Source organism: Pseudomonas sp. ABC1, from assembly GCF_013395055.1.
Classification (GTDB): Bacteria; Pseudomonadota; Gammaproteobacteria; order Pseudomonadales; family Pseudomonadaceae; genus Stutzerimonas.
In genome coordinates this window covers 2,519,748-2,542,435 of sequence record NZ_CP058349.1, presented here as the reverse complement: position 1 = coordinate 2,542,435, position 22,688 = coordinate 2,519,748, and the positions used below count along the sequence as shown (strand labels likewise).

Genomic DNA, 22,688 nt, shown 5'->3' with positions numbered 1-22,688 from the left:
CATGGCCTTCCCTTTCGTTGTAGCTGCGGGGCTCGTAGTTCTAGCTAGTGCCAAGGTCGTCAGTTGGATCTACAACGTCAAGACTGAGCAAGAGCAGAGCAAGCAGCGTGACGAAATAAAGCGCTCGGATGAAATTCGCGCTCGGGCCCGTGCCGCGAGTCAGCGACAGAAAGTCGAGCGTCTGATGCTGTTGCGGCAGATGGGGGAGGAGCATTCTCAGTTCTTACTCGAATCCATACGAGAGCATCGCCTAGCTGTGGCGGGCGTGCCTGCTGAACTGGATGGGCTGGAGCGTATGATCTGCCAGGAGGTGGCTGATAAGACGTCCAGTCCGTATCGAAAATCTGCTCTTCGCCGTGAATACGCCCGCATCGAAGACGCAATTGTGCGCATGCGAGAATACCAGCGCTACCTCGACCAGCAGGAAGATCAGATACGGTCTTTGCTGAAAAAGCTGGCTTTCGAGGATCTCCTGAAGCTGGATACCGCCGAGCCCTTGCTACCTGTGGACTGGCTCTACCCCGGCAAGCTGGTACTGGTGTCCATGGATGAACTAGGCCAGCCCCTGCCGCGCTTCAACCATCGTATTTCCTTCGGCCAAGACGACACCGCCCAGAAAACCTTGGCCCTGCGTTACGGTGATGACATTCCAGTGCTCGTCAAGTCCGCCCACAAGCGCTACGAAGGCCTGTTCTACGGCTGCGTGGCTCGGGGGGCGTTGTATTACCACCACATCATGCCAGGCGAGCCGATTGAGTTTGTGGTAGAGCGCATCGCTGGCCCCAATGCCATAGGTACCTTTTACGAGGGGGTCGTGCGCGGCTGCCTACCTATTGGACAGCTTAAGCACCCCGGCGTGCGCCTACTATGCGGTCAGAAGATCCTCGTCTACCCGACTGCTTATGACCTGTGCTTGAGCAGAAACCCCTTCGATGAGAAGAGCCGAGCAATCGAGGTAAGCGAATTCAACTACCAAGCTCGGGGTATTCAGAGTTACCAGCAGCTTTACCTAGACGTGGACGAACGCCTGCTCGAGAACATCTCTGATGCGCGCTTCTACGACACTGAGGAACCTTGGACACTTCTGGGTTACAGCAGCACAACTGGGGTGATTTCCTTAGCCAAGGCCTCGGTGCAGCTAGGGTGTGTGATGCGCGATGACGGGGAAATGCTTGAGGTCCGGACGGTCACTCAGACTGGTACTTTGCAGATCGGGTTGGACACACCCTTCCGCTTCACACTTATCGCCCGGCGTTTGGCAAGGGCCGAGCAGGTGGGCTGGGTCTACGGCGTGCAGGAGTTCCTGCGCTTCTGCGCCCAGGCCGCTCTAGACATGAATGATTCTCCGGAGAGGTTGGCCCAGAGCCGTTTCTACCAGCGCTGGGAGCAGGTCATTGCCTACCAGCGCAGTCGAGAGGAGAACCTCTCGCTAGAGTACCCTCTAGAACTTGCCGAGCGAGGGGAGGGTATCCTCGCCCTGCAGCGCAATCGACTGCCCTTGGAAGTCCGGGAGCAGTTTGATCTCGTATCTGACAAGCTGCGCGAGGTGTTGTCTGAAAACAATACCCTCAATCCCGATTACTGTGTCCGTTTGCAACATTGGGACGCCAAGCGTAGCGACTATATCCCGTCCTTGCGTTTCGACCGACGTAACCGGCCGCTCTACACCCGGCAGAAAGATAGCATCGGCATTGAAGGCAATTTCTCGCTGCTGGATAACGACGCCCAGATGTTACGCCTGCTGGTAAGCGTACCAAGTGCCTCCCTGAAGCGGCAGAGCCAGGCGCTGGACGACTTCTTCCAGGATCGCTTGGTCAATCCGGCACTGAAGAACATCCTGCTTGCCCCGGAACACTATCTGCCCGAGCAGGAGGAGCGTAGCGCGCCCATCGCTTGGGCTAACACCTTGGACGACAGCCAGAAGCGCGTGGTGGAGCTTGCTCTCAGGGAGAGCAACATTGCTCTTATTCAAGGGCCGCCGGGCGCAGGCAAAACTACCGCCATTGTGGAAATGCTCTACCAACTGTTCTGCCAGAGGCCCAACCGTCGCGTGCTGGTGGTCTCCCAACAGAACACCGCCGTGGACAACGCCTTGGGTAAGTTCCTAGACAAGCACGGCAACAGTTTGGAGCAGCCCATTCAAGCGATCCGCATCGGCAATCCGGAAAAGATGAGTTCGGCCATTCAGCCCTTGGGCTTCGACCGTCAGCACGCCGACTTCCTCGCTGAACTCGATGCGCGGGCTATAGAGGCAGCGGTGCGCCTGCCTGAAGCTGAAAGCAACCTTTGCCATGTCTGGCGTGCCACCCTCAAGCAGGCGACCCAATCCCGCGCTGGGCAGGACGAGTTCTTCATTACGCTGCTGGCTGACCGCAATTTGGTGGGCGCCACTTGTGTCGGACTGGCCACCAACAAGGGCGGCATTGACCAGTTGCAGTTCGACGTAGCCATTATCGATGAGGCTGGACGCGCTACGGTGCCGGAAATCCTCATTCCCATTTTGCGCTCCAGAAAAGTCATTCTGGTAGGCGACCACTATCAGCTACCTCCCAGTATCGCGCCATTGCTGCGTGAAGACGAAGCCACCGAGGCGCTGGGTTTTTTGCGAGAAAACTTCCTCAGTGGAAGCTTTTTTGAGCTCATGTTTGAACGCCTGCCGGCCGAGTGTCGGGAAGTCCTCGACAAACAGTACCGTATGGCGCCGCCCATCGGTGATTTGGTGGCGAACCTGTTCTACAGCCGTGAAGGCCGGCGCACGCTGTTCAACGGCCACCTAGACAGTCATTTTGAAAAGAGCTATCTGCTCGACGAAAGTATTTACTGGGTGGACGTGAAAGGACGACAGCAACAGCCCCGCAACAGCATGAGCAAAGAGAATGTCCGCGAGGCTGAAGAAATTACCGACTTCCTAGTTAAGCTGGCTGACAAGGTAAATCGGCCTACCTCCGTGGCTGTCATAACCCCATACGGCGCCCAGAAAGAGCGTGTACGCAGGCTGCTACGTCAGATCGGTTGGCAGAATGGCATGCTCGGTTCGCTGAGCATCGAAGTAGATACTGTTGATGCATTCCAAGGCAGTGAGGCGGACGTTGTTTGCTACTCCACCGTGCGCACTGAAGGTGGACTCAACTTCATCCTAGATCGTAAACGCCTTAACGTCGCGTGCTCTCGTGCCAAGCTGCACCTGCTCTTCTTTGGTGATAGTCATTATCTGAGTAGTTGGCGTGCCAAGGGCGAAAATGGCTTCAATCTGTTCCCGGAGATAATGAAGCACGCTAGTACTGCAAAGGTGGGGTTCATGAAGGATCATCTGAAGGCATCCATGTCGGAGGCGGACTGCTCTGTCCGCCCTGCTATGGCCGATCAGGAGTGATCAAGTGCAGTAGGGATGAAACTTTATTTTCACTCTATTTGGCGTTTCCAGAGGCTGGCCGAAAACGAGGATGATACTTTAGCGTCTCTGGTCTCTCTCCCTGTGAAAACTGGCTGATGCAGTTGGTCACGTATTTTTCACTCAATCAATTGATTCTTAAGATATTTTTTGGCTTTGCTGGCTCAGCTGCCTCTCCACTAATGTTTTCATTAGGATGAAACTTTATTTTCATCCCACAACAAGAACTGTAGCGCCGTGCATCCTGTCTGCACGCGCTACCGGGTGCCCCGGCAGGCATGGTATTAAATGGCCATGCCGGTACATTTGAAGCGCGGAAGGAGCCCGAGGCTCTGCCCGCTCGCCTCGCTTCGGCGCCCGATTCCTGTCGTTATCTTTCCGTTTGTGCGACGCCTATGACGACCACTGTCATCCTCGGCATGCTCTGCGTGCACCTGCTGTGTTTTGCAGTGATGTTCCTGCTGATCAGCCTGCGGCTGAACCGCAAGAAAATGGGCACGGAAGCCTTTGCCCTCGGCAATCTCATGCTGGGGCTTGCATACATCCTGCAACTGCTTGGCGGCCCCGCGAACTGGAGCCTGATGAGTGTCATCAACCACACGCTGACACTCGGCGCCCCTACCGCCTACGTCCTGGGCGCCATGCGCTTTTTCGGTCGTCCCACGCCCCTGTTGCGCCCATTGCTCGCATTGGCGGGCAGCCACACGGTGGCACAGATACTGGTGCAGTCGTGGCTCGGATCGGAAGCCCGCCATGCGCTGCTGGCGGGATCGTGCGCGCTGCTGTTCCTGTCCATGCTGGTGGCCGCGCTCCTGGGCTTGAGGTCTTTCGCCCGGGATCTGCGCGTCGAAATGCTTGTCTTCGCCCTGCTGATCCTTGGCATCTTCATTCTGAACGCCGTGAAGTTCGCGATGATTCTCGGCAGCGGACTGGCGGCGCTCGATATGGGCAGCGGCTTCCAGAAAATCTTCTACCTCTACATGTCGTTCCTCGCGACCGTACTGCCGCCTTGCGTGGTCTGGCTGATACTGCGCCGCCTCACGGATGAACTGCATGACCTCGCGGCCCATGACCCGCTCACCCACTTGCTGAACCGGCGTGGGCTGACGGATGCGCTGAACGCACATTTCCGCTCGCGCACGGCCGGGCCTGCACACCTGCTGATCGTCGACATCGACCGCTTCAAGTGGATCAACGACACCCATGGCCACAGCGTGGGCGACCTCGTCCTGTGCCGTGTGGCCGCAACGCTCAAGGCCAACGCCCGACAGGGCGACCTGATCTGCAGGCTGGGCGGGGAAGAGTTCGTGATCATCGCCCTGGACACGGACCGGGCCGGCGTCATGCAACTGGCCGAGCGTACCCGCGCGGCAATCGAACACTGCGAAGTGGCTGACGCCCGCCTGAACCAACCGATCCGCTGCACGGCAACCATCGGTGGCTCCGATCAATTCACCGGCCCGCATGCGTTCGACGAAGCGTTGCAGCAAGCGGATGCCGCGCTGTACCGGGGCAAGACCTCAGGTCGCAACCGTGTCGAGTGGGCGTAGTCGAGTGCAAGAGGAAACGCCTGCCTGCCAGGCATAGCCCGGCAGTGATCCGCGACACAGCGGACGAACGCGCTTCATAGCTGCCGAACCAGCGCCGCCACAACGATGCCCGCCGTGATCGCGGGCAGCGGCTTGCGCAACGTCAGCATGACCAGCGCGGTGGTCGCCAGTGCCAGGCGCGCGCCGTTGTCGCCGGTGACGGCCAGGGGCGCGAGCAGGGCCACCAGCACGGAGCCGGACATGGCCCCGATGAACTGCTGCATACGCCGGCCGATGGGCACGAACGCCATGACGAAAATGCCGCCCCAGCGTGTCGCCAGGGTGACCAGCGCCATGACCAGGATGATGACCAGTGTGCCGAAACCGCCGGTTTCAATGTTCACGTTCTTGCTCCATCCACACGGCGCCGAGGATGCCGCCGGCCAGGGCCCCGACGACCACATGGCTGTTCTCGGGCAGATACCGGTAGGCCAGCAGCGAAGCCCCGGCGGCGACCGCCCAGATCACCAACACGCGCAGGTCCTTCTTGCCGCCGACCACCATGGCCAGCAGGAAGCAGCCCATCACCATGTCCAGCCCCAGGCTCACCGGGTCATGCACGGCGTTGCCGAAGTACAGCCCCATCCCGCTACCGACCAGCCAGGCCACCCACAATGCCACGCCACCGCCCAGCAGCAGCCCCAGGCCCGGCTCGCCGCGCCCGAACGCCTGCATGGCCATCGCCCAGTTGGCATCCGAGGCGACCAGCATCACGCCATAGCGCTTTGCCGGTGGGAGGTCTCGCAACCACGGGTACAGGGTCGCGCCCATCAGCAGGTGCCGCGCATTGATGGCGAACACCGTGATGGCCAGGGGGATGAGCGGCACCTGCGTCCCCCACAGGTCGAGCGCGGCGAACTGCGAGGCGCCGGCGAACACCAGGGCACTCATCAGGAGGATCGAAGAGTCGTCCAACCCGGTCTGCGCCGCAGCGATGCCAAAGGCAACGCCGAAGACGATGACGAACAGGGAAATAGGCAACAGTTGCTTGAAACCAAGCCAGACATCACTGAACTCCAGTCTGGAGGGGGACTTCTCGGCGGGGGACAAAAACCTTCTCCTTGATGGGCATCGCCGTCATGTCCGGATGGAGACTGGGCGAATCACCAGAGCGGACAGCGAACAGGGGGGGGGCGAATTCTACTCGCCTCACTCCAGTGCACGCAGAAAATGCATCGTTTTCTACCCTCTCCCCAGCCCTCTCCCGCACGCGGGAGAGGGGGTAAAAGTGGTGGTGCTATCCGCGACAGTACTCATGCGGTTGCACTGCATCGCCTTCACGCTTGTCATTTGATCAACACGCACATGAAAGCCTGATGAAATCGCCTGATCGCCAAGCGGCGGGAAAGGCTCTGCAAAACGACAAAAACCGTCTGAAATCATCGTCCTAGAGCCATCCTGTGTGGACGAAAAAGCTCACCGCTTTGGTGCGCGCACGAAAAATCGCCCGATTACGGGGCGACCGCGCGCCTCATCCGACAGCCCCGCTGCCTTCGCCAGAAATACCTGCAAGCCAGACGCCACAAAGCATCCAGCGGTCTTTTCGCAAGACTGGCACAGCCGTTGCTCTGGCAGGTTCGAACTCTAAATTCAGCAAAGTCTTGAAACAGCTTTGCTGGCGTCCGAACCGGAGAAGTATTCATGCGCGTTTCGAGTCTCACCCTGAGTGTCGCCCTTGGCATGCTGGCCACCGTACCGGCCTTTGCCGAAGAACCTTTCGTCCCGGAAAAGCTGACCGTCGAAGCAAAGATCAAGCCCGGCCCCAACCTGTTCGTGGTCGACTCGAACTGGGCAGGCTCCAGCAACATCAGCGTGCTGTCGGGCGACGACCTGTCAACCAAGGGCAATTTCAGCGTCGGCCTGACCGGTCAGTTCGTGCTCTCCAGCGACCACAAGACCGCCTATGCGGCTTCCGCCTACGCCAAACGCATCGTCTACGGGGAAACCGAGGCCGTGCTGCACGAGTTCGACGTGGACACCCTGTCGATCAAGCGTGAAATCGCCGTGTCGCCGAAGTTCGCCCAGGTCGCGCCGTCGTTCAACTCGCTGCAGATTTCCGCCGACGACCGCTATGTCTTCGTGCAGAACGCCACCCCGGCCGCCTCCGTTTCGGTGGTGGACCTGAAGGCCGGCAAGCAGATCGCCGAAGTCCCGACCCCTGGCTGCTGGGGCCTCTACCCGGCACTGGAAGGCGCACGCTTCAGTTCGCTGTGCGGCGACGGCACCATCGCCAGCTACAGCGTCAACGAAGACGGCAGCTTCTCCAAGCCGGTGAAGAGCAAGAAAATCTTCGACGTGGACAGCGACCCGCTGTTCCTCCAGGCCCAACGCGCCGGCAAGGAACTGCTGTTCACCTCCTACAACGGCAACCTCTACCGCGTCTCCGACAAGGCCGCCGAAGCCAAGCTGGTAGAGAAGTTCTCCTACACCGAGGGCACGGAAGGCTGGGCACCGGGTGGCTTCCAGTTGATGGCCTACAACAAGGCCAACAACGTGCTGTTCGTCGCCATGCACCCCGATGCCGAGGACGGTAGCCACAAGAACCCTGCCGAGGAAGTCTGGGCCGTCGACCTGAAGGCCAAGAAAGTCCTCTACCGCTCGCTGGTGGAAGGCCCGGTATCGCTGTTCGTCAGCGCCGGCAAGACGCCCGTACTGTTCGCCCTGAACGACGAAGAAGGCGAAGTGGTGCGCTACGAAGTCGATCCGCAGGCGAAATTCGCCGCCAAGCCGACCGGCAAGGCCGAGTCCCTGGGCGATTTCGCCGTCCTGCTGCAACTGGGTGAGTGACATGTTCGGCGACCTGATGAGCATGGCGGCGGCGGCAGGCACCACCTTTCTGGTGCTGCTGTTCCTGCGCGCGGTCTGGCACAAGCTGGCGGACTTCGACCGCTTCACCGGCTTCGTCGCCGACTACAGCCTGCTGCCTGCCGGCTGGGTGTACGGCGCGGCGCGGCTGCTGGTCGGCCTGGAACTGGCAAGCATCGCGTTGCTGCTGGTGCCGCCGCTGAATCGCCTGGGTGCGGCGCTGGCCCTGGCGCTGCTGGCCGGCTACGCCCTGGCCATGGGCATCAACCTGTGGCGTGGGCATACCCGCATCGACTGCGGCTGCGGCGGCCCGGCCCAGCACCTGTCGCCCGCATTGCTGCTGCGCAACGCCCTGCTGGCGCTGTTCGCGCTGCCGGTACTGCTGGCGGGCATCACACCCGTCACGCCGTTCGCGGCACTGGCGGCCATCGTCGGCGGCGCGCTGCTGTGGCTGGTCTACAACGTCGCCGAACAACTGCTGGCCAACGCCGGGCATATCCAACTGGCCCGGCAAAGCCCCGGCAATACTCACTGAATCAATGGAATAAACAACGATGATGACCCATTCACTCGTATTCGCCGTCGCGGTCCTGACCGTGCTGGTACTGGGGCTGATCGTGGTGGTGTTCGCCCTCGCGCGCCAGATCGGCATTCTCTTCGAACGGGTGACCCCGGTCGGCGCCATGATCAACGACAGCGGCCCGAAAGTCGGCGAGACCAGCCCGGCCTTCACCCTGCAGAGCCTCAACGGCGGCAACGACGTCGCCTTCGGCATGCAGCGCCCGCGCAGCACCCTGGTGTTCTTCCTGTCGCCGACCTGCCCGATCTGCAAGAAGCTGCTGCCGACCCTCAAGTCGATCCGCAGCGCCGAAGGCAACTGGCTGGACGTGGTTCTGGCCAGCGACGGCGACCCGGTCCGCCACCGCGCCTTCATCGAGCAGGCCGACCTGGCCGAGTTCCCCTACGTGCTGTCGCAGGAACTGGGCACCACCTACCGCATCGCCCGCCTGCCCTTCGCGGTGCTGATGGATGCCGATGGCATCGTCCGCGCCAAGGGCCTGATCAATAGCCGGGAGCAGCTGGAAAGCCTGTTCAACGCCACCGAGACGGGGTTCGCCTCGATCCAAGACTACGTGGCCCGCGCGACGCCCGCCTCCCTGAAATCTCACTGAGTAGAGAGAAATCCCATGTTCGATATCTTCAGCAAACTCCTCACTGCCCTGGACAAGACCGCCGAATCCGGCGCGCGCCAGAGCGCCCGCCGCATCGGCCGCCGCAGCTTCATCGCCAAGACTGGCGTGGTGCTGGCCGGCACCGCGCTGATGCCGGTGCTGCCGTTCGACCGCTCGCTGGGCGGCGCCGCCTTCGCCGGCGAAGGCAGCAGCGAGACCGACTGCGACTACTGGCGCTACTGTGCCCTGGACGGCAATCTGTGCAACACCTCCGGCGGCAGCACCACCTCCTGCCCGCCAGGCTCGGAAGCGTCCAAGGTGGCCTGGGTCGGCACCTGCTCCAACCCCAACGACGGCAAGGACTACCTGGTTTCCTACAACGACTGCTGCGGCAAGGCGACCGTCGCCAACTCCACCTTCTGCTTCCGCAGCGAAGGCGAGCGCCCCGGCTACCGCATGGGCCTGCACAACGACATCAACTGGTGCATGGCCAATACCAACAAGGGCTACCACTGCACGGTGGCGATGCTGGTGGGGCTGGCGGATGAGTGATTTGCGTACCTTCGGGCGCTCGCTGCTGGCAGCGCTCGCCGTCGCTTCGGCCATCCCGGCATTCGCCGACGATGGCCAGGCGCTGTTCGTGCAGAACTGCTCAAGTTGTCACGGCACGGACGCCGAAGGTATCGAAGGACTGGCACCGCCGCTGCACAACCCGGAACTGTGGCAGGCGCTCGGCGACAACAGCGCCCGCTACATCGCCGGGGTGATGACCGGCGGCCTGAGCGGCACCATCAGTGCCAAGGGGCTGGATTACTTCGGCCTGGTTATGCCGCCACAGAGCCATATCGACAGCGCCGACCTGCAACGCATCGCCCGCTATGTGATCGCCCTCAACGAAGCCGCCGCCGCGCCTGACCAGGCGCTGATCGACCAGTTGAAGGCCGCACCACTGGCGCACAAGGCGCTGCGCGATATTCGCAAGGGGAACTGACATGCTGCGAGCCACGCTGGCGTCACTGGCCTTGCTCGGGCTGATGAGCGTGAGCGCCGTACAAGCGGGCGAACGCTCGCCCAAAGCCAACTACCTGTTGCGCTGCTCCGGCTGCCACGCCCTGGACGGCACGGGCACCGAGATCGGCGGCGTACCGGCGTTTCCCGGCTTCATCAGCACCTTGCTGGACGATCCACAGGGGCGCCTGTACCTGATGCATGTGCCCGGCGTGGTCGCCTCCAGCCTCAGCGACAAGGAAATCGCCGAGGTGATGAACTACATTGAGCAACGCTGGGGCGACCCGGCCTTGCAGGCGAAACCGTTCACCATCGCGGAAGTCGGGCAACTGCGCGCCACCGAAGTGGCCGACCTGGTGGCGTTCCGCCGCGAGGTGATCCGCCGTCTGGAAGCGGAAGGCAAACCGGTAGCACCCTATCCCTGGCCGTAGCTGGCGGCAGGCAGGGAGCACTGTCATCCATCCGCTAACCGTAGCCCCGCGCACCTGGGTCCCCGCCTACGCGGGGACGACGGTGGTGGGGGCGCGATAGTGCTCCAACCTGACGATGGGTATTCCCAATACACCATCATTCCCGCGTAGGCGGGAATCCATACGCTGGCCGCAGCACCCTGCTCTTCACTTGAAACTGACAAAAATGTAATCCCCCCCTCAGTCTGCTGTCAGGCGGCAACCGCTAGAGTCCGGCCTCCTGTCAGACGGATCGAGCCAAATGCGCAGCAAAACCTCCAGACGGACCTTCGTCAAAGGCATGGCCGCCGGCGGCCTGCTTGGCGGCCTCGGCCTGTGGCGTCCACCGGTGTGGGCGCTGACCAGCCCCGGCCAGCCCACCCAGCTCAGCGGCAACGACTTCGACCTGTGGGTCGGCGAAACCCAGGTCAACCTGACCGGCACGCCGGTCACCGCCACCACCCTCAACGGCAGCCTGCCCGGCCCGCTGCTGCGCTGGCGCGAAGGCGACAGCGTGACCCTGCGCGTGCACAACCGCCTGGCCGAGGACACCGCCATCCACTGGCACGGCATCCTGCTGCCCTCCAACATGGACGGCGTGCCCGGCTTCAGCTTCGACGGCATCGAGCCGGGTGGCACCCATGTCTACCGTTTCAAGGTGCGCCAGAGCGGCACCTACTGGTACCACAGCCACTCCGGCTTCCAGGAACTGACCGGGGTCTACGCGCCGCTGATCATCGACCCGCTCGAACCCGAGCCCTTCCGCTACGACCGCGACTACGTGGTGATGCTCAGCGACTGGAGCGACCAGCACCCGGCACGCATCCTCGCCAGGCTGAAGAAGCAATCGGACTACTACAACCCGGCCCGCCGCACCCTCGGCGACTTCATCGAAGACGCCGGACGCGACGGCCTGGGCGCGACCCTCAAGGATCGCTGGGCCTGGGCGCGGATGCGCATGACGCCCACCGACATCGCCGACGTCGGCGGCGGCGCCTACACCTACCTGCTCAACGGCCAGGCGCCCGACACGCCCTGGAGCGGCCTGTTCGCCCCTGGCGAACGCATTCGCCTGCGCCTGATCAATGCCGCCGGCATGAGCTACTTCGACTTCCGCATCCCCGGCCTGAAACTGACCGTGGTCGCCGCCGACGGCCAGTACGTCGAGCCGGTGGAGGTCGACGAGCTGCGCCTGGGCGTGGCGGAAACCTACGATGTGCTGGTCGAGCCCGGCGACCAGGCGGCCTACAGCCTGTTCGCCCAGAGCATGGACCGCAGCGGCTTCGCCTGCGGCACCTTGGCCCTGCGCGAGGGCCTGCGGGCACCACTGCCGGCACTGGACCCTCGCCCGTTGCTGGGCATGGCCGACATGGGCCACGGCGGCGAACATGGCGGGCACGGCCCGGGCGCCCATGACCACGCGGCGATGGGCCACGCCGGCCATGGCACGGCCAGCCAGGCCCACCCCGCCAGCGAACACGGCAATCCATTGGTGGACATGCAAACCCTGGCGCCGACCGCCAAGCTGGACGACCCCGGCCTCGGCCTGCGCGACAACGGCCGCCGCGTGCTGACCTACGCCGACCTGCGCAGCCGCTTCCCCGACCCGGACGGACGCGAGCCAGGTCGCACCCTGGAACTGCACTTGACCGGGCACATGGAACGCTTCGCCTGGTCGTTCGATGGCATCCCCTTCGCCGACGCCGAGCCGATCCGACTCCAGTACGGCGAGCGCGTGCGCATCGTGCTGGTCAACGACACCATGATGCACCACCCCATCCACCTGCACGGGCTCTGGAGCGACCTGGAGGACGAACACGGCGAGTTTCGCGTGCGCAAGCACACCATCGACATGCCGCCCGGTTCGCGCCGCAGCTTCCGCGTCACCGCCGACGCCCTGGGCCGCTGGGCCTTCCATTGCCACCTGCTGATGCACATGGACCTCGGCATGTTCCGTGAAGTCCGTGTGGAAGAATAAGGAAACGCCCATGCATCGCCCGACCCACTCAGCACTGCTCGGTCTGCTGTTCGGCTCCCTGGCCAGCCTGCCGCTGGCCGCCGCCGAAGAGCACGACCACGCGGCCCATGCCCACCACGACCAGCACGGCCACGGCAGCCATGCCGCGCATGATGAGCATGCCGGACATGCCCAGCACACGGCACCGGCAGCGCACGAACATGGCCATGAGCATTCCGCTCACGAGGCACCCGGCTCATCCCACGAGCATTCTGCGCCGCCCTCGACACACGGCAGCCACCATCAGGAAACACAGACTCACGTCCCTCCCGTGACCGACGCCGACCGGGCCGCGGCCTTTCCGCAGTTGCGCGCGCACTCGATGCATAGCGGCTCTCTCAACGGCCAGTTGCTGGTCGATCAGTTGGAGTGGCAGGACGCCGACGCGGGCAGCACCCTGGCCTGGGACATCGGCGGCTGGTTCGGCGGCGATGTCGACCGCCTATGGCTGCGCAGCGAAGGCGAGCGCATCACCGGCAAGACTGACCACGCCGAGCTCCAGGCACTCTGGGGCCATGCTGTCGGCCCCTGGTGGGAAAGCGTGCTAGGCCTGCGCCAGGACTTCAAACCCGGCTCGGCCCAGACCTGGGCCGCCTTCGGCCTCCAGGGCACACCGCTCTACGGCCTGGAAACCGAAGCCACCACCTTCCTCGGCGAAGGCGGCCAGAGCGCCCTGCGCCTGGGCGCCGAATACGACCTGCTGCTGACCCAGCGCCTGGTCCTGCAACCCAGCGCCGAAGCCAACCTGTATGGCCGCACCGACGAGCGCCGCGAGATCGGCTCAGGCTTCAGCGACCTGCAACTCGGCCTGCGCCTGCGCTATGAAATCCGCCGCGAATTCGCGCCCTACATCGGCGTCGACTGGCAACGCCACTACGGCAACAGCGCCGACCTGCGCCGCGCCCACGGCGAGGACGCCGAGGAAGCACGGCTGGTGCTCGGGGTGCGCTTCTGGTTCTGAGCCACCCCTTGAGCCCCTCGCTCCGGTCAGCCCCCGCGTCGCTTTTTCTCACTGTCGGTAGCCTGTAGCTCACCGCTGTCGTTATCCTCCAGTCTCGACCGAACGACGAGACCGCGCGTGACTTCATCCAGCCTGCCCACCCTCAGCGACCTCGACCGCCTCTGGCTGACCGAAGCCATCCGGCTGCGCGAGGAACATGCCGGCCCCCTGGACGATGCCGAGGCCAACCGCCAGGCGCGTGCCGGGCATGACGCCCTGGAAATCCGTATCGAGGCCCGCGCCCTCTGGCTGGCGCGCCGCGACGGCCTGCTGGACGCGGCCCGGCGCTGGCGCCAGGGCTCCTGGCTGGCGGCGCTGGGCCTGGCCCTGCTGGCGTTGCTCAGCGGCGCCCTGCTGGCCTGGGCCGCCCTGGGCGACGGGCAGCGCCCGGTCAATGTCTTCTGGGCACTGGGCAGCCTGCTCGGCCTCAATCTGCTGACGCTGCTCGGCTGGGCGCTGGGGCTGTTCTTCAGCCGCAATGGCGGCGGTGCCCTGGGCAACCTGTGGTTGTGGCTGAGCGAGAAGCTGGCCCGCGATGCCCGCGCCGTGCAACTGGCCCCGGCCCTGCTCAGCCTGCTGCAACAGCGCCGCCTCGGCCGCTGGGTGCTGGGCATCGGCGTACATGGCCTGTGGTCGCTGGCCATGGGCAGCGCGCTGCTGACCTTGCTGGCGCTGCTCGCCACGCGTCGCTACGGCTTCATCTGGGAAACCACCATACTCGGCGAACAGGCCTTCGTCGGCCTGACCCAGGCGCTCGGCGCACTGCCCGCCCTGCTCGGCCTGCAACTGCCGGACCTGCAACAGATCCGCGCCAGCGGCCTGCCCGGCGGCGATCTGGACGGCGCGCGCCAGGCCTGGGCGCAGTGGCTGGTCGGGGTACTGCTGATCTACGGCCTGCTGCCACGCCTGGCGCTGCTGCTGTTCTGCCTGTGGCGCTGGAAACAGGACCGTGGCCAGTTGCGCCTGGACCTGCAACTGCCCGGCTACCGCCTGTTGCGCGAGCGTCTGCAACCCGCCAGCGAACGCCTGGGTGTCAGCGACGATGCCCCGGCGGCGCTGCACAGCCCACAGGCGGGCCTGCTTGGCGAGAACGGCAGTGGCGCGGTACTGGTGGCCGTCGAGCTGGACCCATCGCGAAGCTGGCCACCCAGGATGGCCGGAACCATCGCCGACGCCGGCATCCTCGACAGTCGCGAACAGCGCCAGCGGCTGCTCGACCAGTTGACCCGCTTCCCGCCGGAACGCCTGGTCATCGCCTGCGATCCCCTGCGCTCGCCGGATCGAGGCACCCTGGCCTTGCTCGGCGAACTGTCGCGCGGCGCTGCCGCCACGCGCGTCTGGCTGTTGCAAGCCCCGTCCGGCCAGGCCCTCGACAGCCAGCGCCTGGAGGACTGGCACCAGGCACTGGACGCCCTGCCGCTGCCCCATGCCGACACGGCCCCCCTGCAATGGCTGGAGACAGGCCATGACTGATGCGCACAAACCGCTGAAACTCGCCGTGGTCGGTCACACCAACGTCGGCAAGACTTCGCTGCTGCGCACCCTGACGCGGGATGTCGGTTTCGGCGAAGTCTCCCATCGCCCCAGCACCACCCGCCATGTCGAGGGTGCGCGACTGTCGGTGGACGGCCAACCGCTGCTGGAGCTGTACGACACCCCCGGCCTGGAAGACGCCATCGCCCTGCTGGAATTGCTGGAGCGTCTGGAACGCCCCGGCGAACGCCTCGACGGCCCAGCGCGCACCGCCCGCTTCCTCGATGGCAGCGAGGCGCGCCAGCGCTTCGAACAGGAAGCCAAGGTGCTGCGTCAGTTGCTCGCCTCGGATGCCGGGCTCTATGTGATCGACGCCCGCGAGCCGGTGCTGGCCAAGTACCGCGATGAGTTGCAGATACTGGCCGGCTGCGGCAAGCCGCTGCTGCCGGTGCTCAACTTCGTCGCCCTGCCGGGGCATCGTGAGGAAGAGTGGCGCGAAGCACTGGCCCGTATCGGCCTGCATGCGCTGGTGCGCTTCGACAGCGTGGCCCCGCCGCTGGACGGCGAGCGCCGTCTCTACGAGAGCCTGGCACTGCTGCTGGAAAACGCCCGGCCGCAGTTGCAACGGCTGATCGACGACCATGAAGCCCAGGCAGCCCTGCGCCAGCAGGAGGGCCAGCGGCTGGTCGCTGAGCTGCTGGTGGATGTCGCCGCCTGTCGCCGCAGCGTCGCCGCCCACCCGGAGCTGGAACGCCGCGCCATCGAGGAACTACATGAAGCGGTGCGCCAGCGCGAGCAACGCTGCGTGGAAGCCCTGCTACGCCTGTATGCCTTCCGCCCACAGGACGCCGCCGCAGGCGAGCTACCGCTGCTGGACGGGCGCTGGGGCAACGACCTGTTCAACCCGGAAACCCTCAAGCAGTTGGGTGTGACGATCGGCGGCGGCATGGCCGCCGGCGCTGCCACCGGGGCCGGCATCGACCTGCTGGTCGGCGGCCTGACCCTGGGTGCCGCCACCCTGCTCGGCGCCATCGCCGGTGGCGGCGCACAGACCGCCCGTCACTATGGCGGGCGCCTGCTGGGCAAACTCAAGGGCCAGCGCGAACTGACCGTGGACGACGGCATCCTGCGCCTGCTGGCGCTGCGCCAACGGCAACTGCTCGCGGCCCTGGCGCTGCGCGGCCACGCAGCACAACAGACGATCCAGTTGCAGCGCCCCCAGGACGATGGCTGGCGGCAAGGCAAGCTGCCGGAGGCGCTGGGCCGGGCACGTGCGCATCCGCAGTGGTCGGGGCTCAATACGGGCAGCCGCCTGGATCAACGGGAACGGCTGGAGGCCATCGACGAACTGAAATCGACACTGGCAGCAACGCCTCGATGAAACAACCCGCCGTCTATCTGTTGGCCAGCCAACCGAACGGCACCCTCTACACCGGTGTTACCTCCGACCTGATCCAGAGGATCTGGCAGCACCGGGAAGGCCTGGTAGAAGGTTTCACCCGTCGCCATGGCGTGAAGACACTGGTCTGGTATGAGCAGCATGAAAGCATGACCAGCGCCATTGCCCGTGAAAAGGCCATCAAGAAATGGAACCGCGCCTGGAAACTGCGCCTGATCGAAAGCACCAATCCACAGTGGCTGGATTTGTGGCAACAGATCATCGGCGAGGCATAGGCAGCCCAGCGGTGCAACGGCTATCGCATGGATTCCCGCCTACGCGGGAATGACAAGGAGCCGAGGTGCGCGTATCGACAGGTCGGAATACCATCGCCCCACCTCCGTCGTCCCCGCGAAGGCGGGGACCCAGGTACGCGGTACAGCGGCAACCGTATGGATTTCCACCTGTTCGGGAATGACGAGGAGTCGAGGTGCGCGTATCGACAGGTCAGAAAACCATCGCAACCACACTTCCGTCGTCCCCGCGAAGGCGGGGACCCAGGTGCACGGTGCGTGCGGTAACCCTATGGACTCCCGCCTGCGCGGGAGTGACGAGGAAACAGGAAACGCTTACCCACTGACCGAAAAACCATCACAGCCCATCAGGGCTGGAAGGAACCGCGATCACGCCTCGCCCTTGCCCTGTACCTCTTCCTTCATCCGCGCCAGGCCCAGGTGGCGAACGTCGGTGCCACGGACCAGGTAGATCACCAGTTCGGAGATATTGCGCGCGTGGTCGCCGATGCGTTCCAGCGAGCGCAGTACCCAGATCACGTTGAGTACGCGGGAGATCGCGCGCGGGTCCTCCATCATGTAGGTGACCAACTCGCGCAGGGCGGTCTTGTACTCGCGGTCGATGTTCTTGTCGTACTGCGCCACCGACAACGCCAGGTCGGCATCGAAACGGGCGAAGGCATCCAGTGCCTCCTGAACCATCTTGCGCACCTGATCGCCGATGTGGCGAACCTCGACATAACCGCGCGGCGACTCGCCTTCCTCGCACAACTGGATGGCACGGCGGGCGATCTTGGTGGCTTCGTCGCCGATACGTTCCAGATCGATCACCGACTTGGAAACGCTGATGATCAAGCGCAGGTCGGAGGCCGCCGGCTGACGACGGGCGAGGATGCGCACGCATTCCTCGTCGATGTTGCGCTCCATCTGGTTGATCTGCTCATCGACCTCGCGCACCTGCTGGGCCAGGCCGGAGTCGGCCTCGATCAGCGCGGTGACGGCATCGTTGACCTGTTTTTCCACCAGGCCGCCCATCGCCAGCAGGTGGCTGCGGACCTCTTCCAGCTCGGCATTGAACTGCTGGGAAATATGTTGGGTATGGCTGTCTTTGTTCATCACATTCGCTCCACGAAAAGGCAGGTAGGGTGCGCGATGCGCACCGGCTATCTGGTGCGCATCGCGCACCCCACGGGGTCCACTAGCCGTAGCGCCCGGTGATGTAGTCTTCGGTCTGCTTCTTGGCCGGGTTGGTGAACAAGGTGTCGGTGTCGCCGTACTCGATCAGCTTGCCCATGTACATGAAGGCGGTGTAGTCCGAGACGCGCGCCGCTTGCTGCATGTTGTGGGTCACGATGACGATGGTGTACTTGGACTTCAACTCGTAGATCAACTCTTCGACCTTCAGCGAGCTGATCGGGTCCAGCGCCGAGCTGGGTTCGTCGAGCAGCAGCACTTCCGGCTGTACGGCGATGGTGCGCGCGATCACCAGGCGCTGCTGCTGACCACCGGACAGGCCGAGCGCCGACTCGTGCAGGCGATCCTTGACCTCGTCCCACAGCGCTGCACCCTTGAGCGCCCATTCGACGGCTTCGTCGAGCACGCGCTTCTGCTTGATGCCCTGGATGCGCAGGCCGTAGATGACGTTCTCGTAGATGCTCTTGGGGAACGGGTTGGGCTTCTGGAACACCATACCGACGCGGCGGCGCAGGTCAGCGACATCCTCGCCCTTGCGGTAGATGTTGTGGCCGTCGAGGTTGATGGCGCCTTCGATGCGGCAGCCGTCCACCAGGTCGTTCATGCGATTGAAGCAGCGCAGCAGGGTCGACTTGCCGCAACCGGACGGACCGATGAAGGCCGTCACGCGCTGTTTCGGGATATTCATGCTGACGTCGTACAGCGCCTGCTTCTGGCCGTAGAACAGACTCAGGCCGGGGACTTCGATGGCCACGGTTTCGCTGGCCAGGTCGAGGGTGCGCTTGTCGCGGCCCAGGGCGGAAATGTCGATGCCGTGGGTATGGGCTTCATGTTGCATAAAATCACTCCGATTCAAGCTTTAAGCCTGAAGCTTGAAACCGGAAGCCACTGCGTGCTTCCAGCTTCCGGCTTCCAGCTCGATCAATGATCCAGCGCCTTGTATTTCTCGCGCAGGTGGTTACGGATGTAGATGGCACTGAAGTTGAGCAGGGCGATCACCAGGACCAGCAGCAGGGCGGTGGCGTAGACCAGCGGACGCGCTGCCTCGACGTTCGGGCTCTGGAAGCCGACATCATAGATGTGGAAGCCCAGGTGCATGATCTTCTGGTCCAGGTGCAGGTAGGGGTAGTTGCCGTTCAGCGGCAGCGCCGGCGCCAGCTTGACCACACCCACCAGCATCAGCGGCGCCACCTCACCGGCGGCGCGCGCCACCGCCAGGATCAGGCCGGTCATCATCGCCGGGCTGGCCATTGGCAGCACCACCTTCCACAGCGTTTCCGACTTGGTCGCGCCCAGGGCCAGGGAGCCTTCGCGGATCATCCGCGGAATGCGTGCCAGACCTTCCTCGGTGGCGACGATCACCACCGGCAGGGTGAGGATCGCCAGGGTCAGCGAGGCCCACATCAGGCCCGGCGTACCGAAGGTCGGCGCTGGCGCCGCCTCGGGGAAGAACAGGCGGTCGATGGAGCCGCCCAGCACGTAGACGAAGAAACCCAGGCCAAACACGCCGTAGACGATCGAAGGCACACCCGCCAGGTTGTTCACCGCGATGCGGATCACCCGGGTGAGGAAGCCCTGCTTGGCGTACTCGCGCAGGTAGACCGCCGCGATCACGCCGAACGGGGTGACGATCACCGCCATGATCAGGGTCATCAGCACGGTGCCGAAGATCGCCGGGAAGATACCGCCCTCGGTGTTGGCTTCACGCGGCTCGTCGCTGACGAACTCCCACAGCTTGGCGAAGTAGAAACCGAACTTCTGCGGCAGCGACATGGCGTTGGGCTGGAACGCCCGCACCACCTTGCCCAGACTGACTTCAAGCGCGTGCCCGTCAGCGGTGCGCACGGTCATGCTATCGCGGTTGAAGGTCTGGTAGAGCGCCGTCAGTTCGGCTTCCAGCACCTTGTACTCGGCGTGCCAGGCATCGCGCTCGGCGTCCAGCTCGGCCTGGACGATGGCGTCGAGACGACCGTCCAGCTCCAGTTTGCGGGTCTTCAGGCGCAGGCGTTCGAGTCCGTGGTTGATACGGCCGATGTCGACCTTCTCCAGGTGAACGATCTTGGCGTGCAGGTCGTCGACCCGGGCGATACGTTTCTGCAGCTCGGCCCAGGCGCCTTCGCCTTCGGCCACCAGCTTGCCGTCTTCCTTGATATTCACCAGGAAGCCGTAGAAGTTACCCCACTCACGGCGCTCGACCGCGATCAGGTCCTTCGGTGTGCGTGAGTTGCTCAGCCATTCGCCGACCACCCAGGTGAAGTCGGCGCCGTAGACCTCGCGGTTGCCCACCTTGAGCAGCTCGCGGGTCATGAACTCGCCACCCTCGGCATTCACCGGCAGGCCAGAAGCGGCCAGCCGCGCACGCGGCACCTCCTCCAGTTGCACCACCTCGCCGGCCAGCAGGCGCGGCTCGCTGCCCGGCACCTTGTAGTCGGAGACGATCACGTCGGCCGGCCAGAAGTGGCCAAGACCGCGCACGGCGATCACCGCCAGCAAGCCGATGGTCATGATCACGGCGATGGACACCGCGCCCGCGTTCATCCAGATCCACGGCGAACCGCTTTTGAACCAGTTTTTCAGGGAATCCTGTTTCACGGATTTACACCTTTGTTCGAAATCTTCCGGCGGCCATCACTGGCCGAATTCTTCGGGCAATTACAGGCTCGCATACTTGCCACGCAGTCGCTGACGGATCAGTTCGGCCAGGGTGTTCATCACGAAGGTGAACATCAGCAGCACCAGCGCGGCGAGGAACAGCACGCGGTAGTGGCTGCTGCCCACTTCCGACTCGGGCATTTCCACCGCCACGTTGGCCGCCAGGGTACGCAGCCCCTGGAAGATGTTGGCCTCCATGATCGGCGTGTTGCCGGTGGCCATCAGCACGATCATGGTCTCGCCCACCGCACGGCCCATGCCGATCATCAGCGCCGAGAAGATGCCCGGGCTGGCAGTGAGGATCACCACGCGGATCATGGTCTGCCATGGCGTGGCACCCAGGGCCAGGGAGCCCAGGGTCAGGCTCTTGGGCACGCTGAACACGGCATCCTCGGCGATCGAGTAGATGGTCGGGATCACCGCGAAGCCCATGGCCAGGCCGACCACCAGGGCGTTGCGCTGGTCGAAGGGGATGCCCATGTCGTTGGTCAGCCACAGGCGCATGTCGCCACCGAAGAACCAGTTCTCCAGGTGCCCACTGATCGCCAGCGAGCCGTAGCCGACCAGCAATACCACCGGAATCAGCAGCGCCGCTTCCCAGCCTTCGGGAACGCGCAGGCGCAGGCTTTCCGGCAGGCGGCTCCAGCCATAGGCGGCGGCGATGATGCCCACCGGCATCAACAGCAACAGGCTGAAGATACCCGGCAGGTGGCTTTCGAGGAACGGCGCGAGGAACAGGCCGGCGAAGAAGCCGAGGATCACCGTCGGCAGCGCCTCCATCAGCTCGATCACTGGCTTGACCTTGCTGCGCAGGCGCGGCGCCATGAAGTAAGCGGTGTAGATGGCCGCGCAGATCGCCAGCGGGGCCGCCAGCAGCATGGCGTAGAAGGCGGCCTTGAGCGTACCGAAGGCCAGTGGCGCCAGGCTCAGCTTGGGTTCGAAGTCAGTGTTGGCGGAGGTCGACTGCCAGACGTAGTCAGGCTCGGCATAGCTCTCGTACCAGACCTTGCCCCACAACGCGCTCCAGGAAATTTCCGGGTGCGGGTTGTCGATCACCTGGCCTTGCAGCTTGCCGCCGCTTTCCACCAGCAGGCGGTTGGCGCGCGGCGACAGGGCGGCGATGGCCGAACCCTCGGCGACCGACTCCTTGAGCAGGGTGCGGTGCGCAGTGCTGTGGAAGATACCGATGGTGCCGCTGGCATCCAGTGCCAGGAAGCCCTTGCGGCGCTCTTCCGGAAGAATCTGGGTGACCGGGCTGTTGCCCAGGCTGAAGTTGCGCACATTGCGCAGCTCGGACTTGCCGTCCTCGTCGCGCACCATGAACCACTGGCCGATGCCGCCCTTGGAGTCGCCGACCAGCAGCGAGATACCGCCCAGCAGCGACGTCACGCTGGTCACTTCGGCCTGACCGCTGGCCAGTTTGTAGCGACCGTTCAGTTGTTTCTGGCGCAGGTCGAAGACATCCGCGCTGGCCTGCCCGCTGATCGCGTACAGCCACATTTGCCGGGGGTCGACCAGCAATGCCTTGATCGGCTCGGCCATCTGCGGCAGGGCCACATCGCTCTGCTCCTGGCTGCTCTCGCCAGTCAGCAGGTTTTCCGTGCTGGAGATGCGCACGGCGTGCAGCTGATTGCCAGTGGACGCCGCCAGCAGCAAGGTCGAACCATTCTGGCTGACCGCCACATGCTCCAGCGGACGCCCCTGCTCATCGAGGCTGACCGGCTGGCCACCGAAGGGGTAAGTCACCTGCGGCGAAATCAGGCGTTTGTTGTCCGGGTAGCTGACCTTGTAGTGGTGCTCCAGCACCAGCGCCTGGCCATTGCTCAGGCCCAGCACCACGCGGCGGCTGCCGGGCACGTCCTGGCCGATGGAGACCACCTGGCTGCCTTCCGGCAAGGGCAGTGCCACCGTCGAGACGAGGTTGCCGGAGTCGACATCAAAGAACTGGATACGACCATCACGCCCAAGGCGCAAGGCCACCTGGTTCTGCTCCTCCATCGCCAGCAACAGCGGCTCGCCCGCTTCAGCCAGCCAGGCGGGTTGCCGGGCGTCCTGAGGCTCCAGGCTCGCGCCCTGGAACATCGGCACGACCACGCTCGCCAGGTAGAAGAAGATCAGGGTGATGGCGGCCAACACGGCCAGTCCACCAATGGAGACATACCAGCGCGCCAAGTGATCCTTGAGGGCGCGCAGGCGGCGCTTGCGCTGCAGGGCCGGGGTGTTGAAGTCCAGCCGTTGCAATTTCGAATGAGCGGTCATGGCGTTAT

At 64.1% G+C, this 22,688-nt stretch carries 19 protein-coding genes; 13 read left to right on the top strand and 6 right to left on the bottom strand.

What is annotated here, in order from left to right; genetic code table 11:
• Position 1 precedes the first annotated feature (1 nt).
• Positions 2–3,373 carry a DEAD/DEAH box helicase gene (locus HW090_RS11210; RefSeq protein WP_179113607.1) on the top strand — a complete coding sequence of 1,124 codons (3,372 nt, stop codon included), beginning with the start codon at positions 2–4 and terminating at the stop codon, positions 3,371–3,373.
• Positions 3,374–3,786: 413 nt separating this feature from the next.
• A complete protein-coding gene (locus tag HW090_RS11205; protein WP_179113606.1) occupies positions 3,787–4,941 on the top strand; it encodes a GGDEF domain-containing protein in 1,155 nt (384 codons plus the stop codon).
• A gap of 74 nt (positions 4,942–5,015) precedes the next feature.
• Here HW090_RS11205 and HW090_RS11200 read toward each other — a convergent pair whose 3' ends face one another.
• Entirely contained in the window at positions 5,016–5,324 is a 309-nt protein-coding gene (locus HW090_RS11200; protein ID WP_179113605.1) for an AzlD family protein, read from the bottom strand.
• Positions 5,314–6,030, bottom strand: a complete 717-nt coding sequence (locus HW090_RS11195; protein WP_179113604.1) for an AzlC family ABC transporter permease — start codon at positions 6,028–6,030, stop codon at positions 5,314–5,316. Before HW090_RS11195 ends, HW090_RS11200 begins: the two co-directional genes overlap by 11 nt.
• Before the next feature lie 591 nt (positions 6,031–6,621).
• Between HW090_RS11195 and HW090_RS11190 the strand changes: the two genes are divergently transcribed.
• From HW090_RS11190 to HW090_RS11140, 11 genes are all read left to right on the top strand, one after another.
• Entirely contained in the window at positions 6,622–7,767 is a 1,146-nt protein-coding gene (locus HW090_RS11190) for an amine dehydrogenase large subunit (protein ID WP_179113603.1), read from the top strand.
• Between the two features lies 1 nt (position 7,768).
• On the top strand, positions 7,769–8,320 hold the full coding sequence (locus HW090_RS11185; protein ID WP_179113602.1) for a MauE/DoxX family redox-associated membrane protein: 552 nt from the start codon (positions 7,769–7,771) through the stop codon (positions 8,318–8,320).
• A 19-nt stretch (positions 8,321–8,339) separates the two neighbouring features.
• Positions 8,340–8,957: a methylamine dehydrogenase accessory protein MauD gene (mauD, locus tag HW090_RS11180; protein WP_256930660.1), complete on the top strand. Its 618-nt coding sequence runs from the start codon at positions 8,340–8,342 to the stop codon at positions 8,955–8,957.
• Between the two features lie 15 nt (positions 8,958–8,972).
• The gene (locus HW090_RS11175) at positions 8,973–9,509 is read left to right on the top strand and encodes a methylamine dehydrogenase light chain (RefSeq protein ID WP_179113601.1); all 537 of its coding nucleotides are present in this window, start codon (positions 8,973–8,975) and stop codon (positions 9,507–9,509) included.
• The gene (locus HW090_RS11170; protein WP_179113600.1) at positions 9,502–9,948 is read left to right on the top strand and encodes a cytochrome c; all 447 of its coding nucleotides are present in this window, start codon (positions 9,502–9,504) and stop codon (positions 9,946–9,948) included. Before HW090_RS11175 ends, HW090_RS11170 begins: the two co-directional genes overlap by 8 nt.
• Before the next feature lies 1 nt (position 9,949).
• Complete coding sequence (locus HW090_RS11165) at positions 9,950–10,396, top strand: hypothetical protein (protein ID WP_179113599.1); 447 nt, start codon at positions 9,950–9,952, stop codon at positions 10,394–10,396.
• 280 nt (positions 10,397–10,676) lie between these two features.
• Positions 10,677–12,392 carry a copper resistance system multicopper oxidase gene (locus HW090_RS11160; protein WP_179113598.1) on the top strand — a complete coding sequence of 572 codons (1,716 nt, stop codon included), beginning with the start codon at positions 10,677–10,679 and terminating at the stop codon, positions 12,390–12,392.
• 10 nt (positions 12,393–12,402) lie between these two features.
• A complete protein-coding gene (locus HW090_RS11155) occupies positions 12,403–13,392 on the top strand; it encodes a copper resistance protein B (RefSeq protein ID WP_179113597.1) in 990 nt (329 codons plus the stop codon).
• A gap of 117 nt (positions 13,393–13,509) precedes the next feature.
• Positions 13,510–14,904, top strand: a complete 1,395-nt coding sequence (locus HW090_RS11150) for a DUF2868 domain-containing protein (RefSeq protein WP_256930659.1) — start codon at positions 13,510–13,512, stop codon at positions 14,902–14,904.
• Positions 14,897–16,285 carry a GTPase/DUF3482 domain-containing protein gene (locus tag HW090_RS11145; RefSeq protein ID WP_179113596.1) on the top strand — a complete coding sequence of 463 codons (1,389 nt, stop codon included), beginning with the start codon at positions 14,897–14,899 and terminating at the stop codon, positions 16,283–16,285. The genes HW090_RS11150 and HW090_RS11145 overlap by 8 nt, the downstream gene beginning before the upstream one ends.
• On the top strand, positions 16,282–16,578 hold the full coding sequence (locus HW090_RS11140; RefSeq protein WP_179113595.1) for a GIY-YIG nuclease family protein: 297 nt from the start codon (positions 16,282–16,284) through the stop codon (positions 16,576–16,578). Before HW090_RS11145 ends, HW090_RS11140 begins: the two co-directional genes overlap by 4 nt.
• A gap of 387 nt (positions 16,579–16,965) precedes the next feature.
• Here HW090_RS11140 and phoU read toward each other — a convergent pair whose 3' ends face one another.
• The 4 genes from phoU to HW090_RS11120 form a co-directional block, all read right to left on the bottom strand.
• The gene (gene phoU, locus HW090_RS11135) at positions 16,966–17,694 is read right to left on the bottom strand and encodes a phosphate signaling complex protein PhoU (protein WP_179113594.1); all 729 of its coding nucleotides are present in this window, start codon (positions 17,692–17,694) and stop codon (positions 16,966–16,968) included.
• A gap of 79 nt (positions 17,695–17,773) precedes the next feature.
• Complete coding sequence (pstB, locus tag HW090_RS11130) at positions 17,774–18,607, bottom strand: phosphate ABC transporter ATP-binding protein PstB (protein ID WP_179113593.1); 834 nt, start codon at positions 18,605–18,607, stop codon at positions 17,774–17,776.
• An 83-nt stretch (positions 18,608–18,690) separates the two neighbouring features.
• A complete protein-coding gene (gene pstA / locus HW090_RS11125) occupies positions 18,691–20,307 on the bottom strand; it encodes a phosphate ABC transporter permease PstA (protein ID WP_179114897.1) in 1,617 nt (538 codons plus the stop codon).
• A 114-nt stretch (positions 20,308–20,421) separates the two neighbouring features.
• A complete protein-coding gene (locus HW090_RS11120; RefSeq protein WP_179113592.1) occupies positions 20,422–22,680 on the bottom strand; it encodes an ABC transporter permease subunit in 2,259 nt (752 codons plus the stop codon).
• Between the last annotated feature and the right edge of the window lie 8 nt (positions 22,681–22,688).

Coding starts and splice junctions, on each gene's coding strand:
- HW090_RS11210 (WP_179113607.1), top strand. CDS start 2: ATGGCCTTCCCTTTCGTTGTAGCTGCGGGGCTCGTAGTTCTAGCTAGT.
- HW090_RS11205 (WP_179113606.1), top strand. CDS start 3,787: ATGACGACCACTGTCATCCTCGGCATGCTCTGCGTGCACCTGCTGTGT.
- HW090_RS11190 (WP_179113603.1), top strand. CDS start 6,622: ATGCGCGTTTCGAGTCTCACCCTGAGTGTCGCCCTTGGCATGCTGGCC.
- HW090_RS11185 (WP_179113602.1), top strand. CDS start 7,769: ATGTTCGGCGACCTGATGAGCATGGCGGCGGCGGCAGGCACCACCTTT.
- mauD (WP_256930660.1), top strand. CDS start 8,340: ATGATGACCCATTCACTCGTATTCGCCGTCGCGGTCCTGACCGTGCTG.
- HW090_RS11175 (WP_179113601.1), top strand. CDS start 8,973: ATGTTCGATATCTTCAGCAAACTCCTCACTGCCCTGGACAAGACCGCC.
- HW090_RS11170 (WP_179113600.1), top strand. CDS start 9,502: ATGAGTGATTTGCGTACCTTCGGGCGCTCGCTGCTGGCAGCGCTCGCC.
- HW090_RS11165 (WP_179113599.1), top strand. CDS start 9,950: ATGCTGCGAGCCACGCTGGCGTCACTGGCCTTGCTCGGGCTGATGAGC.
- HW090_RS11160 (WP_179113598.1), top strand. CDS start 10,677: ATGCGCAGCAAAACCTCCAGACGGACCTTCGTCAAAGGCATGGCCGCC.
- HW090_RS11155 (WP_179113597.1), top strand. CDS start 12,403: ATGCATCGCCCGACCCACTCAGCACTGCTCGGTCTGCTGTTCGGCTCC.
- HW090_RS11145 (WP_179113596.1), top strand. CDS start 14,897: ATGACTGATGCGCACAAACCGCTGAAACTCGCCGTGGTCGGTCACACC.
- HW090_RS11140 (WP_179113595.1), top strand. CDS start 16,282: ATGAAACAACCCGCCGTCTATCTGTTGGCCAGCCAACCGAACGGCACC.
- pstB (WP_179113593.1), bottom strand. CDS start 18,607: ATGCAACATGAAGCCCATACCCACGGCATCGACATTTCCGCCCTGGGC.
- pstA (WP_179114897.1), bottom strand. CDS start 20,307: ATGAACGCGGGCGCGGTGTCCATCGCCGTGATCATGACCATCGGCTTG.
- HW090_RS11120 (WP_179113592.1), bottom strand. CDS start 22,680: ATGACCGCTCATTCGAAATTGCAACGGCTGGACTTCAACACCCCGGCC.